Here is a 13,858-nt window from a genome sequence, read left to right as displayed (position 1 = left end):
CCAGGCCTGGTCTGACCCTCGCTCGCCAGGCTTTGCTAGCTCTGAGTGACCACCAGCGGCGCGTCTTCGGGACGATCCTGCCGACGCAGCAGCAGACCCCAGAGCAGTACCAGGGCGGAGAAGATCGCCAGCGGCCAGAGGCGGTAGTGCAGGTAGGGGGTCAGGCCGTCCATGGGTACCACGGTGCCCTGCAGTACGCCGACCTGGTAGGCCGGGATCTGCCGGCTGATCCGACCGAAGGGGTCGACCAGGGCGGTGATGCCGTCGTTGGTGACCCTTACCAGCCAGCGACCGCTTTCCAGGGCACGCATCTGCGCCATCTGCAGGTGCTGCTTGGGACCGATGGACTTGCCGAACCAGGTGTCGTTGCTGATGGTGAGCAGCAGCTGACTCTGGGCCGCCAGGTCGGCGACGAATTCCGGATAGACCACCTCGTAGCAGATGTACGGCGCCACGCGGTAGCCCTTCACCAGTAGCGGCTGCTGGTGCTCGGGGCCGCGGACGAAGTCGGACATGGGCAGGTCGAAGAAGCCGATCAGGCCGCGCAGGTACTCCTGCAGCGGCACGTACTCGCCGAAGGGCACCAGCTTCTGCTTGTAGTAGGTGCCCGAGCCGTTGCCGACCGCGGTGATGCTGTTGAAGTAGCGCGACTCACCGTTGGCATCGCGTTCGCGGTCGGGCAGGCCGGTCACCAGGGCCCCACCATGGGCGGCCACCTGGGCACCTTCGGCGGCGAGGAAGTCGCCGACGTATTCACGTAGCACGGGGATGGCGTTTTCCGGCCAGACCACCAGGTCGGCATCGGTCTGCTCGGCGGTGTGGTCGCGATAGAGTGCCAGGGTGGCGCGGGCGTGGTCGGGATTCCACTTGAGTTCCTGGGCGATGTTGCCCTGGACCCCGGCGACCTTGAGCGGGGTACCGGCCGGGTGCGTCCAGACCTGACCCTTGAAGACATCGCCGGCCACCCAGGGCAGGGCGACCAGTACCAGGGCCGCGATCAAGGCCAATGGGCGCAGGATCAGTCGTGGAGCGTTGACCAGCAGCGCTGCGGTGAAGGCCAGCACCGCGGAGATCAGCCAGACGCCGCCCAGGGGCGCCAGGCCCTGCAGTGGACCGGTCAGCTGGCTGTAGCCGAGGAACAGCCAGGGGAAGCCGGTCAGTGCCCAACTGCGGAACAGTTCCAGGGCGAACCAGAGACCGGCGAAGGTCAGCGCATCGCCCAGCGGCGCCTGGTTGCGTCTCAGGCACAGGGCCCAGAGCCAGGCCGGCAGGGCGAAGAACAGCGCGATGCCGGCGCTGAAGCCCAGGGTGAGAAACAGCGCCAGGGGCGTCGAGGCGGCGCCGTAGGTGTGGATGCTGACGTAGATCCAGCTGGTACCGGCAAGGAAGGCGCCGAAGCCGTAGCACCAGCCCCGCAGGAAGGCGCGCCAGGCGCTGAGGCCCTTGAGGCCGAGGTAGAAGAGACCGGCGGAGAGCAGCGCCAGCGGCCAGATATTGAAGGGGGCCAGCGCCAGGGGCGTGAGGGCACCGGCGAACAGCGCCAGAAGGTTGCCCTTCCAGCCAGGTTGAGAGATCCAGCGCATCGAAAATCCTTGGTCCGATCGAGGCTGCGCAAGCTTACTCGTCGCCGCGAGGGAGTGCCAAAGGCGTGTGAGGGAGAGAGCGAGGCAGGTCGCAGTTGGGGGAGGGGGAGAAAAGCGATCACGGCCATGGCGGTCCGCCGATGCGGCCGCTCCTACAGGAGTGTCCGTGCCTGTAGGAGCGGCCCATGGCCGCGATGCGATCAATAGCGTGTTGCCCTCGCCCCAGGGGAGAGGGGGTAGGAGCCGTGCTAGCGGTTGACCGGGGTGACCCGCAGCAGGTGGATGCGGCGGCCGTCGGCGTTCAGCACGCGGAAGCGGAAGTCGTCGATCACCGTTTCCTCGTTGCGCTTGGGCAGATGGCCCAGCCGATTCATCACCAGGCCACCGGCCGTGTCGGCCTCGGCATCGGCGAAACGGGTCTCCAGGGTCTCGTTGAGCGTCTCTATGGGGGTGAGCGCCTTGACCACGAAGTCGCCATTGGGCAACGACTTGATGAAGCTCTCTTCCTCCACGTCGTGCTCGTCCTCGATCTCGCCGACGATCTGTTCCAGCACGTCCTCGATGGTCACCAGGCCGGCAACGCCGCCGTATTCGTCCACCACGATGGCCATGTGGCTGTGGGTCGAACGAAATTCACGCAGCAGTACGTTGAGGCGCTTGGACTCGGGCACGAAGGTGGCAGGGCGCAAGGCCGTCTTGAAGTCGAAGACCCGCGCATGGTCCAGCAGCAGCGGCAGCAGGTCCTTGGCCAGCAGCAGGCCGAGCACGTCGTCGGGGCCGTCGCCGATCACCGGATAGCGAGAGTGCGCCGCCTCGATCACCGCCGGCAGGAATTCCGCCGGGGTCTGCTGGGCGCGGATGCTGATGATCTGGGAGCGCGGCACCATGATGTCGCGCACCTGCAGGTCGGCCACCGAGATGGCGCCCTCGACGATGGACAGCACCTCGCTGTCGAGTACCTTGTTCTCGTGCGCCTCGCGCAGCAGCTCCAGCAGTTCCTGGCGACTCTTGGGTTCATGGGCAAAGGCCTGGACGATGCGTTCCAGCCAGGAACGATGCCCAGTGCCTGATCGATCTTCGTTCATGTGCGTGTCATTCACCGTAGGGATCGGGGTAGCCCAGTTCAGCGAGCAATTGGCGTTCCAAGTCTTCCATCTCCTCGGCTTCGTCATCGTCCAGATGATCGTAGCCGAGCAGGTGCAGGCAGCCATGGATGACCAGGTGCGCCCAGTGCGCGTCGGCAGGCTTGCCTTGCTCGGCGGCCTCGCGGGCCACCACGGGGGCGCAGATCACCAGATCGCCGAGCAGGGGGATGTCGAGAAATTCGTCCGGCACGTCGGCCGGGAAGGACAGCACGTTGGTGGCGTAGTCCTTGTGCCGCCAGGTGCGGTTCAGCTCGCGACCTTCGTCTTCGTCCACCAGGCGGATGGTGAGTTCCGAGTCACCCTGGCGGGCGCGCAGGGCCCGTTCGCACCAGCGGCGTAAGTCCGGCTCCTCGGGGAGGTCGGCCGCCTCGCTGGCGACCTGGACGTCCAGTTCAATCGCCATGGCGATCCTCTCCGTTGCCACGCGGCTGGGCCTGCAGCGCCTCGAAGCGGTCGTAGGCTTCGACGATGCGCTGCACCAGCGGGTGGCGCACCACGTCCTTGGACTCGAAGTGGGTGAAGCCGATGCCGGGCACGTCGCGCAGGACCTCGATGACGTGCTTGAGGCCCGACTTGGTGCCGCGCGGCAGGTCGACTTGGGTGACGTCACCGGTGATCACCGCGGTGGAGCCGAAACCGATACGGGTGAGGAACATCTTCATCTGCTCGAGGGTGGTGTTCTGACTTTCGTCGAGAATGATGAAGCTATTGTTGAGGGTGCGGCCGCGCATGTAGGCCAGCGGTGCGACCTCGATGACCTGGCGCTCGATGAGCTTGGCCACCTGCTCGAAGCCGAGCATCTCGTAGAGGGCGTCGTACAGCGGGCGCAGGTAGGGGTCGATCTTCTGCGCCAGGTCGCCGGGCAGGAAGCCAAGCTTCTCGCCGGCTTCCACCGCCGGACGCACCAGCAGGATGCGGCGGATCTGCTCGCGCTCCAGGGCATCCACGGCGCAGGCCACGGCCAGATAGGTCTTGCCGGTACCGGCCGGGCCGATGCCGAAGTTGATGTCGTGGTCGAGGATCGACTTGACGTAGCGCTGCTGGTTGGCGCCACGGGGGCGGATCATGCCCTTCTTGGTGCGCAGGGCCACGCTGGTGTCGCCACCGCGGTGCTCTTCCTGCAGGGCTTCCAGGCCGGATTCCTGCAGGTAGAGGTGCACCAGTTCCGGGGCCACGCCCGTGCCGCTGGCGGTCTCGCGATAGAGGCGCTGCAGGAGGTTCTGGGCCGCGCGGGTGCGCTCGGGGTCGCCGACCAGTTCGAACTGGTTGCCGCGGTTGCGGATCTCGATGCCGAGACGGCGTTCGATCTGCCGCAGATTCTCGTCGAGCTGACCGCAGAGGTTGGCGAAGCGGTCGGCATCGAAGGGGTCGAGGGTGAAGTGCTGGAGCGTCTGGGGGGTATTCAAGGTGAGCTGGGGGACCCTTTGGAGTGACTTTACGAAAACTTGACGTGGATTGAGAGTAACCCGCGTCGCGCCCTTGGCAAAGGGCGCGTGTGACCATCCATCAGGCCAGCGCGGCGGCGACCGGCGAACGCGCACCGCTGGCGACGGGGGCCAGCAGGGTGCCGCGCAGGGAGTGCGGCAGGGCCTCGTCGATGTGCACCTGGACGAACTGGCCGATCAGACTGGCATCGCTGCAACGGAAGTTGACGATGCGGTTGTTCTCGGTACGGCCCTGCAGCATGCCCGGGTCGCGTTTGGAGAAGTCGCTGACCAGGATGGCCTGGACGCTGCCGGCCATGCGCCGGCTGATCTCGAAGCCCTGCTGGTGGATGCGCGTCTGCAGGATCTGCAGGCGCTGCTTCTTGATCTCATCAGGGGTGTCGTCGACCAGGTCCGCCGCCGGGGTGCCGGGACGGGCGCTGTAGATGAAGGAGAAGGAGAAGTCGAAACCGACGTCTTCGATCAGCTTCATGGTCTGTTCGAAGTCCTTCTCGGTCTCGCCCGGGAAGCCGACGATGAAGTCCGAGCTGATGCAGATGTCGGGCACCGCCGCCTTGAGCTTGCGAATGCGCGACTTGTATTCCAGCGCCGTGTGGTTGCGCTTCATGGCCGCCAGGATGCGATCCGAACCGGCCTGTACCGGCAGGTGGACGAACTTAACCAGCTCCGGGATCTCGGCGTGGGCCTGGATCAGGGCGTCGGAGAATTCCAGCGGGTGCGAAGTGGTGTAGCGGATGCGGTCGATGCCGTCCACCGCTGCCACCACGTAGAGCAGCTCGGCGAAGTCGGCGATGCGGCCGTCGCCGGTGGTTCCGCGATAGCCATTCACGTTCTGGCCCAGCAGGGTCACCTCGCGCACGCCATGCTCGGCGAGGTGGATGATCTCGGCCAGGACGTCGTCCAGTGGCCGGCTGACTTCCTCGCCGCGGGTGTAGGGGACTACGCAGAAGGTGCAGTACTTGCTGCAGCCTTCCATGATGGAGACGAAGGCGCTGGGGCCGTCGATGCGCGGCTCGGGCAGGCGGTCGAACTTCTCGATCTCGGGGAAGGAGATGTCCACCTGGGGCGCGCGAGTGGTACGCGCAGCGTCGATCATCTCCGGCAGCCGATGCAGGGTCTGGGGCCCGAAGACCACGTCGACATAGGGCGCGCGGTCACGGATGGCGGCGCCTTCCTGGCTCGCCACGCAACCGCCGACGCCGATCACCAGGTCGGGATTCTCCAGCTTGAGTTCGCGCCAGCGACCGAGTTGGGAGAACACCTTCTCCTGCGCCTTCTCGCGGATCGAGCAGGTGTTGAGCAGGATGACGTCGGCCTCGGCCGGATTCTGGGTGACTTCCAGGGGCTCGCGCTCGCCGAGCAGGTCGACCATGCGCGACGAATCGTATTCGTTCATCTGGCAGCCATGGGTTTCGATATAGAGCTTCTTGGACATGCGCGGCGAGGAGTCGGTAGCGAGTGGACCGCGCATTATAGTGATGGCCTTCCGAGCGGGGAAGAGCCGCCGGGAGGGCTTGCCGCCGCACCGGCCGGCCTGGCTCTGGGGGAGGGACGCGACAGCGGGTCGCCCCAGCTGTCGTCCGGGCAGGCCCATGCTATGCTCGCCGCCCTTTTCATCAGTGAATCTTGCACCCGTCCATGAGCTCATCCACCAGCAAGCCGGCCATCTACAAGGTCATCTTCGTCAACCAGGGGCAGGTCTTCGAGATCTATGCCAAGCAAATCTTCCAGAGCGATCTCTGGGGCTTCCTGGAGATCGAGGAGCTGGTGTTCGGCGAGCGTACCCAGGTGGTGGTGGACCCGAGCGAAGAGAAGCTGAAGGCGCAATTCGAAGGAGTGGTGCGCAGCTTCGTGCCGATGCATTCGATCATCCGCATCGACGAGGTGGAGCGCCTGGGCCAGCCCAAGATCAGCGAGGCCAAGGGCGGCACCAACGTCATGCCGTTTCCCATGCCGATGCCCGACAAGCCCTGAGAACCTGTCCAGAGTCTGCTGCGCGTCGGCCAAACGGCGTTGAATGGCCTGGGTCGCCAGCCCTACCTCGTGTGGTGTTTCAGAAGTTAACTACACGATTTTGGCGGTGCTTGTTCGGCCATAGCGGCGGACCGTCTGGGCGGCGTTGCCAAAAATCACTCGCCAATTCTTGCGCGAACTTCCGAAACACCACGCTAGGCGGCCCCGTCGCAATGCTCATTTACTTTTGGTAAACCCGAGCGCGGGGCCGGGCTGTGGGCCAGCCGTTGGCTGCTACTCCCGTTGGTCGTTGCGCCTGGTTCGTCTCTAGCTCGCGAGACGTTGAAGAGGTTCTGTCCGTCCGCCGGATCAGTTCTGCGGCGGCTGGAAGGGATTCAGGTTGCCGGCGGTCTGCATGTCCTGCAGGTAGTCGCGGAAGATCTGGCCGAGCACCTGGGTGGCCATCTCCAGTTCGTCGCGACGCATCTGGGCGCTGACCAGATCGGCGGTGTCCATGGCTTCGTCGTTGCCATTGATGGCGGCCATCTTCAGCACGATGTAGGCCTGGATGTTGTTGGGCGGCACGCCTTCGCCACGGAAGAACATGTTGCCGAGTCGATTCTGCGCATCGGCGTTGCCCTTGAGCGACGCCTGTTCGAACCACTGGCGGGCCTGGTTGAGATCCTTGGGCGTTTGCTTGCCTTCGTAGTAGAAGTCACCGAGCTCATACTGCGCCTGGGCGTCTCCGTCATGGGCGATCTGTTGGCAACGGGCGATCGCCTGCGCCAAGGCTTCGTTGGCCAGATTCAGGTTGCACCGGCTGGTGCTGGGGACGAGCAGGGAGTTGCCACCGGCCCAGGAGGCCAGGGGCAGCAAGAACAAGGCTGCGCAGAGGATACGACCAGCGCGGTGCATGAAGCGCCTCCACAATCGAGGCAGGTTCTAGGAACCCGGCCGGCGAAACGCGCCGACGTCTCATTATGGGTCAAGCCGCCGCACGCTTTCAAAACCTTTACGCGTTGCGGTGGAACTTTTTCATCTGTGACGCCGACCTCTCAACTAACTGGGAGGCCGGCGGGGCACAGAGGTTCCGCAACCGAGACGGATGGTACCTGGTGTGGTGTTTCAGAAATTACCTGCACAATTTTGGCGGCGCTTTTTCCCCCGGGCGTTGTTGCCACTCCTCGCCATGGCCCTGCTATGACTCGTCGCGGCGCCTAGCCCAGTCGGAACGCCGAACCGCCCAAAAATCACTCGCCAATTCTTGCGCGAACGTCTGAAACACCACACTAGTCCTTGAAGGTGGCGAAGGCACGCTCGGCCGCATCCAGGGTGATGCGCAGCTCTTCGTCGCCATGGGCAATGGAGGTGAAGCCGGCCTCGAAGGCACTGGGTGCCAGGTACACGCCGCCATCCAGCATCAGGTGGAAAAAGCGCTTGAACCTGTCGCTGTCGCTGGCCATGACGTCGCTGAAGGTGACGATGTCTTCGGCGCCGCTGAAGTAGAGACCGAACATGCCGCCCGCCTGGGTGGTGACGAAGGGCACGCCGGCGGCATCGGCGCGATCCTGCAGGCCCTGCAGCATTCGCGTGGTGTAGTCGGTCAGCTCGGCGTGGAAGCCCGGGCGGCGGATCAGCTGCAGGGTGGTCAGGCCGGCGGCCATGGCCAGCGGATTGCCCGAGAGGGTACCGGCCTGGTAGACCGGGCCGAGCGGGGCGATCTTTTCCATGATCTCGCGCTTGCCACCGAAGCAGCCCACCGGCATGCCGCCGCCGACGATCTTGCCGAAGGTGGTGAGATCCGGGCGGATGCCGTAGTGCGCCTGGGCACCGCCCAGGGCGACGCGGAAGCCGGTCATGACCTCGTCGAAGATCAATACGGCGCCGTACTGGTCGCAGAGGCGGCGCAAGCCTTCCAGGAAGCCCGGCGCAGGCGGTACGCAATTCATGTTGCCGGCCACCGGCTCGACGATGATGCAGGCGATCCGGTCGCCGACCTTGGCCAGGGTCTCTTCCACCTCGGCCAGGTCGTTGTAGGCCAGGGTCAGGGTGTGCTGGGCGAAGGCCGCCGGGACGCCCGGGGAGCTGGGCACGCCCAGGGTCAGGGCGCCGGAGCCGGCCTTGACCAGCAGGCTGTCGGAGTGGCCGTGGTAGCAGCCCTCGAACTTGATGATGGTGTCGCGCCCGGTGTAGCCACGCGCCAGGCGGATGGCGCTCATGGTGGCCTCGGTGCCGGAGCTGACCATGCGCACCATTTCCATGGACGGCACGATCTCGCAGATGAGGTCGGCCATGGTGGTTTCCAGGGCGGTGGGGGCGCCGTAGGAAAGGCCGTGCTCCAGCTGGCGACGCACGGCGTCGAGCACGTCGGGGTGGCTGTGGCCGAGGATCATCGGCCCCCAGGAGCCGACGTAGTCGACGTAGCGCCTGTCATCCTCGTCGACGATGTAGGCGCCCTGGGCGTGCTTGAAGAACAGCGGCGTGCCGCCGACGCTCTTGAAGGCACGAACCGGTGAGTTGACGCCACCGGGGATGTGGCGCTGGGCTTGGTCGAAGAGTTGCGCGGAGCGGGACATAGGGGTCTCCTTGAGCGGGATCAGGCCGCGAACAACCGGGCGAAGGCGCGCGCACGGCGCTCCACCTCGCCCGCGCTGGCGGCGGAAAACAGACTGTGGACGACGGCGAGCAGGTCGACGCCGTGGTCGAGCAGGCGCGGAGCGTTGTCCAGGGTGACGCCGCCGATGGCGCAGACGGGCAGGGCGAAGCGGCTACGCGCCTGGTCGAGCAATTCCCGGGGCGCCGGTGGGGCATTCGGCTTGGTGCTGGAGGCGAAGAAGCGGCCGAAGGCCAGGTAGCTGACGCCAGCCTGGGCCGCGGCCTCGGCCAGTTCCAGGCTGGCGTGACAGGTGCCGCCGATGATGGCGTCCACACCCAGGTCGGCGCGGGCCGCGGCCAGGGAGCCGTCTTCCTGGCCGAGGTGCAGGCCGACGCCCAGCTGGCGGGCCAGGGCGAGGTCGTCATTGATGATCAGGTGGGCATGGTGCTGCCGGCAGAGTTCGGCAAGCGCCGCGGCATCGTCATGACGGCGACTGGCGTCCTGCGACTTGTCGCGGTATTGCACCAGCCGGGCGCCGCCTTGCAGGGCGGCTTCGACGTAGGGCAGCAGGCGACCCTCGGCGAGCAGGGCGCTGTCGGTGATGGCGTAGAGGCCGCGCAATGAACTCATGAGCAGAAATCCAGCGGCAGGCGACGCGGCACGTACTGGCCACGCCCGGGACGCTCGGCGTCCCTCAGGGTACGCCAGGTGTAGTCCAGGGCGCTGCGCACGGCGCTGGGCAGGGCTTCGCCCAGGGCCAGGCGGCCGGCCAGGGTGCTGGCCAGGGTACAGCCGGAGCCGTGGTAGCTGCCGGGCAGGCGTTGGCAGACGTGGGTCTCGCAACGCCCGTCGCGGTCGTAGAGACGGTTGTGCACCTCGTGTTCTTCGCCATGGCCGCCGGTGATCAGCAGATGGGCGCACAACGGCAGCAGGCGCTCGGCGCATTGCTCCGGGGTACCGTCGGGCAGCTCGGCGAGGATGCGTGCCTCCGGCAGATTGGGGGTGGCGATGGTGGCGCGCGGCAGCAGCCGCTCGCGGATGGCGTAGCCGACCTCGTCTTTGCCCAGGGTGCCACCGCCGCCGGCACGCAGCACCGGGTCGCAGACCAGGGGTACGCCAGGCAGGGCTTCCATGATTTCCAGCACCGTCTCGACCATCTCCACCGAACCGAGCATGCCCAGCTTGACCGCCGCCACCGGCAGGTCGGCGATGATCGCCCGGGCCTGGGCCAGTACCCATTCGCGATCCAGCACCCGGAAATCCTGGACGTCGACGGTGTCCTGCACGGTCAGGGCAGTGACCGCCGGGGCCGCGTGGCAGCCCTGGGCGAGCAGGGCTTCGATGTCGGCCTGCAGGCCGGCACCGCCACTCGGATCGTGGCCGGACAGGCAGAGGACGACGGGACGTTGGGGTTCGAGGGTCATGGACGTCAGCCTAGCAAAAGGAAAGGAGGCGCAGCGGCCGGGCGGCGCAGGGAGTGGCACCCTACAACGACCTTGCGCCCCGCGCCACCCGTTGACATGGGACCCGGCGCGGGACGAAGGAACTCCGCGGCCGGTTGGGTAGCCGATATACTGCAGCTTTGCTCGGGAAAGGCGGTTCTATGGCGTTGTGGCGGTTGTTGCGTGATTTCTTCCTCCGCCAACGGCGTGCCTACGGGACCGCCATCCTCTGTCTGTTGGGTGTCGGCCTGCTCAACCTGACGCTGCCCTGGTGGATCGGCAAGGCCATCGACGCCCTGCGCGCCGGCGAGCTGGATCAGACCGGCCTGCTCTGGCGCGTCGCCCTGATCGTGGCGGTCGGCTGCGGCCTCTATGTACTCCGCTATCAATGGCGGGTGCGCCTGTTCGGCACCTCCTACCAGGTCGGTGTGGAGCTGCGCGATGCCTTCTTCGCCAAGCTGGCGCGGCTGGACCCCGGTTTCTTCCAGTCCAGTCGCACCGGTGACCTGCTGGCCCGCGCCACCCAGGACATCGACGCCGTGGAGACCGCCGCCGGCGAAGGGGTGCTGGCCAGTTTCGACGGCATGCTGACCCTGTTGCTGGTGCTGCTGGCCATGTTCATCGGCATCGACGCGCCCCTGGCCGCCCTGGCGCTGTTGCCCTTTCCCTTCATGGCCTGGGGTTTCTATCGCGTGGCGCGGCGGGTGCAGCAGCGCTTCGGCTTGGCGCTCGCCGGCTTTTCCGCCCTCAACGACCGCACCCAGGAAGCCTTGAGCGGCTTGCGCATGTTGCGCCAGCATGCCCTGATCGAAGCCGAGCTGGACGACTTCGACGCCCGCGCCCGCAGCGTGGCCAAGGCCGACTACCAGGTGCAGCGCACCGAGGCGCGCTATGAGCCGATCATCTTCGTCGCCCTGAGTCTCGCCACCCTGCTGACCCTGGTCATGGGCAGCTGGCGCTATCTCGACGGCCACATCACCCTGGGTCAGTTGACCAGCTTCAGCCTCTATCTGGTGCAGCTGATCTGGCCGATGTTCGCCATCGGCTGGTGCTTCAATCTGCTGCAGCGCGGCGAGGCCGGGGCACGCCGGCTGGAAGAGGTGTTCGCCGTCACCGAGCGCATTCGCGACGAGGGCACCCAGACGCCGCCGGACCAGGCCGATCTGTCGGTCTACATCCCGGCCTTCACCTATCCCCAGGCGCGCCAGCCGGCCTTGCAGGACGTGGTCATCGACCTGCCGGCGGGCGATACCCTGGGCATCGTCGGCGCCACCGGCAGCGGCAAGAGCACCCTGCTGCGCCTGCTGTTGCGCCAGTTTCCGCTGGAGCAGGGCTGCATCCGCCTGGGCGGGGTGCCGTTGGAGGACTATCGGCTGGGCGACCTGCGTGCCCAGTTCGCCTATGTGCCCCAGGATCCCTTCCTGTTCGCCCGCACCCTGGGCGAGAACGTCGCCCTCAGTCGCCCGGACGCCACCGCCGGGGAGATCCGCGAAGCCCTGGATGCCGCCGCCTTCGGCACCGATCTGGCGGCCCTGCCGAAAGGGTTGGATACGCCGGTGGGGGAGCGCGGCCTGACCCTTTCGGGTGGCCAGCGCCAGCGGGTGGCCCTGGCCCGGGCGCTGCTGTCGCCGGCGCCCATCCTGCTGCTGGATGACACCCTCTCGGCGGTGGATACCGCTACCGAGGCGCGGCTGCTGCGTACCCTGGCGCAGTTGCAGGGACGGACCACCCTGATCGTCAGCCACCGCCTCTCGGCGGTGCAGCAGGCCGATGAGATCATCGTCCTCGACCAGGGCAGCCTGGTGGAGCGGGGGCGCCATGCCGAGCTGCTCGCCGCGGGTGGGCTCTATGCTCGCCTCTGGAATCTGCAGCAGGCGGAGGAGGCCAGCCAATGACCAGGACGCGCGTCCTCTCGCTGCTGCTCAAGCCGGTGCTGGCCAACCCGCGCAAGCTGGCCGGTACCCTGGCGATCCTGGTGGTGGCCACGCTGTTCGATGTGCTGGGACCCTGGTTGACCAAGTACTACCTGGACAACTACCTGGTGCCCCACGACCTGCGCCTCTGGCCACTGGTGGGCCTGGTGGCGGCCTATGTGGTCTCCCAGGGCCTGGCCGCCTACGGTCGCTACCTGCAATCGCTGAGATTCGCCGAGATCGCCATGGACGTGGTGCTCTTGCAGCGGCGCCGCCTGTTCCGTCACGTGCTCAGCCTGCCACAGAGCTTCCATGACCGTACCGCCACCGGCGAACTGGTGGCGCGGGTCACCAACGACACCGATGCCCTGCGCGAACTCTATGTGGCCTTTCTCGGCAACATGGTCGGCAATATCGTGCTGCTGATCGGCATCCTGGTGGCCATGGCGCTGCTCGACGTGCGGCTGATGGCCATTGCCGTGCTGCTGATCCCGGCGGCCATGCTGATCGTCTGGGCCTACCAGAGATACAGTGGTGCGGCGGCCATGGAGGTACGGATGCTGCGCGCCGAGCAGAGCGCGCGGCTGGGCGAGGCCATCGGTGGCATGGGCCTGCTGCAGGCCTTCAACCAGACCGAACGCTTCCGCCAGGATTTCCAGCGGCTCAACCAGGCGCAATACGGCGCGCGCATGCGCACCATCCGCGTGTCCGGGCTGCTGCTGCGCTCGGCACTGGACCTGGTGAGCGTGGCGGTGCTGGCGGTACTGCTGCTGGTCTATGGCCTGGGGCACCTGGAGGGCGGTGCCCAGATCGGCGTGCTCTATGCCTTCGTCACCTACCTGGGCCGGGTCACCGAGCCGCTGATGGACATCACCCAGAGATTCAACCTGTTCCAGCAGGCCTCGGTGGCCGGCACCCGGTTGCTGCACCTGCTGGAAGAGAAGCCGGCACTGAGCGGCGAAGATGACCGCCCCATCGCGACCGCGCACTTCCACCTCGACGCCGTGCGCTTCCGCCATGCCGGCGCCGGGCACGACACCCTGCACGGCATCGACCTGGACATCCCTCCGGGCACCTTTCTCGGCATCGTCGGCCCCACCGGCAGCGGCAAGTCGACGCTGCTCGACCTGCTCGCCGGACTGCAGCCGGTCACCGGCGGCCACCTCTGCCTGGACGGCCGCGAACTGGGCAGCCTGACTCCGGAAGTGCTGGGCGCGGCCCTGGCCAGTGTGCCCCAGGAGCCCTTCATCCGCTCCAGCAGCCTGAGGGACAACCTGCTGCTCGGTAGCCAGGTGCCGGATGCGCGCCTGGGCGAAGCCCTGGCCGCCGCCCACCTGGATGACCTGGTAGCGCGCCTGCCCGAGGGCCTGGACACCCTGCTGGGCGAGCGCGGCTTCACCCTGTCCACTGGCGAGCGGCAACTGCTGGCGCTGGCCCGGGCGCTGCTGCGCGAGCCCAAGGTATTGCTGCTGGACGAGGCCACCGCCAGCATCGACAGCGCCACCGAGGCGCGGCTGCAGGGGGCGCTGGACGAGTTGCGTGGCCAGGTCACCCTGATCGTGGTGGCGCACCGGTTGTCCACCATCCGCCATGCCGACCGCATCCTGGTGCTGCGTGATGGCCGCAAGGTGGAGGAGGGCAGTCACGAGGCCTTGCTGCAGCGGCCCGACGGGCACTACCGGCGCCTGTGGGAGCAGCATGCCCAGGGGGAAAAGACGCTTTAGCGGTGGAAGCCGTTGTCACGTGGGGGTGTTAGGGTGTCAGCTATAGCCTGCGTCCCA

At 66.8% G+C, this 13,858-nt stretch carries 12 protein-coding genes; 3 read left to right on the top strand and 9 right to left on the bottom strand.

What is annotated here, in order from left to right:
• Positions 1-35 precede the first annotated feature (35 nt).
• The 5 genes from lnt to miaB all read right to left on the bottom strand — a co-directional run bounded on the left by lnt (position 36) and on the right by miaB (position 5,608).
• Positions 36-1,583 (bottom strand): apolipoprotein N-acyltransferase, encoded by a 1,548-nt coding sequence (gene lnt / locus AR540_RS14135; protein WP_059229846.1) that lies wholly within the window; start codon positions 1,581-1,583, stop codon positions 36-38.
• Positions 1,584-1,831: 248 nt separating this feature from the next.
• Positions 1,832-2,668: an HlyC/CorC family transporter gene (locus tag AR540_RS14130; protein WP_059229845.1), complete on the bottom strand. Its 837-nt coding sequence runs from the start codon at positions 2,666-2,668 to the stop codon at positions 1,832-1,834.
• Between the two features lie 7 nt (positions 2,669-2,675).
• On the bottom strand, positions 2,676-3,131 hold the full coding sequence (ybeY, locus tag AR540_RS14125; protein WP_059229844.1) for an rRNA maturation RNase YbeY: 456 nt from the start codon (positions 3,129-3,131) through the stop codon (positions 2,676-2,678).
• Positions 3,121-4,134: a PhoH family protein gene (locus AR540_RS14120; RefSeq protein ID WP_059229843.1), complete on the bottom strand. Its 1,014-nt coding sequence runs from the start codon at positions 4,132-4,134 to the stop codon at positions 3,121-3,123. The genes ybeY and AR540_RS14120 overlap by 11 nt, the downstream gene beginning before the upstream one ends.
• A 100-nt stretch (positions 4,135-4,234) precedes the next feature.
• Positions 4,235-5,608, bottom strand: a complete 1,374-nt coding sequence (gene miaB / locus AR540_RS14115) for a tRNA (N6-isopentenyl adenosine(37)-C2)-methylthiotransferase MiaB (RefSeq protein ID WP_153014251.1) — start codon at positions 5,606-5,608, stop codon at positions 4,235-4,237.
• A gap of 203 nt (positions 5,609-5,811) precedes the next feature.
• Between miaB and AR540_RS14110 the strand changes: the two genes are divergently transcribed.
• Complete coding sequence (locus AR540_RS14110; RefSeq protein WP_059229841.1) at positions 5,812-6,147, top strand: DUF1820 family protein; 336 nt, start codon at positions 5,812-5,814, stop codon at positions 6,145-6,147.
• Positions 6,148-6,495: 348 nt separating this feature from the next.
• On the opposite strand, the gene AR540_RS14105 is transcribed toward AR540_RS14110, so the two are convergent.
• The 4 genes from AR540_RS14105 to AR540_RS14090 all read right to left on the bottom strand — a co-directional run bounded on the left by AR540_RS14105 (position 6,496) and on the right by AR540_RS14090 (position 10,146).
• A complete protein-coding gene (locus AR540_RS14105) occupies positions 6,496-7,041 on the bottom strand; it encodes a tetratricopeptide repeat protein (RefSeq protein WP_059229840.1) in 546 nt (181 codons plus the stop codon).
• Positions 7,042-7,415: 374 nt separating this feature from the next.
• Complete coding sequence (hemL, locus tag AR540_RS14100; RefSeq protein ID WP_059229839.1) at positions 7,416-8,702, bottom strand: glutamate-1-semialdehyde 2,1-aminomutase; 1,287 nt, start codon at positions 8,700-8,702, stop codon at positions 7,416-7,418.
• 20 nt (positions 8,703-8,722) lie between these two features.
• The gene (gene thiE / locus AR540_RS14095; protein ID WP_059229838.1) at positions 8,723-9,352 is read right to left on the bottom strand and encodes a thiamine phosphate synthase; all 630 of its coding nucleotides are present in this window, start codon (positions 9,350-9,352) and stop codon (positions 8,723-8,725) included.
• Complete coding sequence (locus tag AR540_RS14090) at positions 9,349-10,146, bottom strand: hydroxymethylpyrimidine/phosphomethylpyrimidine kinase (protein WP_059229837.1); 798 nt, start codon at positions 10,144-10,146, stop codon at positions 9,349-9,351. The genes thiE and AR540_RS14090 overlap by 4 nt, the downstream gene beginning before the upstream one ends.
• A 179-nt stretch (positions 10,147-10,325) precedes the next feature.
• Between AR540_RS14090 and AR540_RS14085 the strand changes: the two genes are divergently transcribed.
• Both AR540_RS14085 and AR540_RS14080 read left to right on the top strand, forming a co-directional pair.
• Positions 10,326-12,059: an ABC transporter ATP-binding protein gene (locus AR540_RS14085; protein ID WP_059229836.1), complete on the top strand. Its 1,734-nt coding sequence runs from the start codon at positions 10,326-10,328 to the stop codon at positions 12,057-12,059.
• A complete protein-coding gene (locus tag AR540_RS14080) occupies positions 12,056-13,801 on the top strand; it encodes an ABC transporter ATP-binding protein (RefSeq protein ID WP_059229835.1) in 1,746 nt (581 codons plus the stop codon). Before AR540_RS14085 ends, AR540_RS14080 begins: the two co-directional genes overlap by 4 nt.
• Positions 13,802-13,858: the final 57 nt, after the last annotated feature.

It is taken from the genome of Pseudomonas sp. EpS/L25, from assembly GCF_001512295.1.
Lineage (GTDB): Bacteria > Pseudomonadota > Gammaproteobacteria > Pseudomonadales > Pseudomonadaceae > Chryseomonas.
This window is presented reverse-complemented; position numbering and strand designations above follow the sequence as displayed.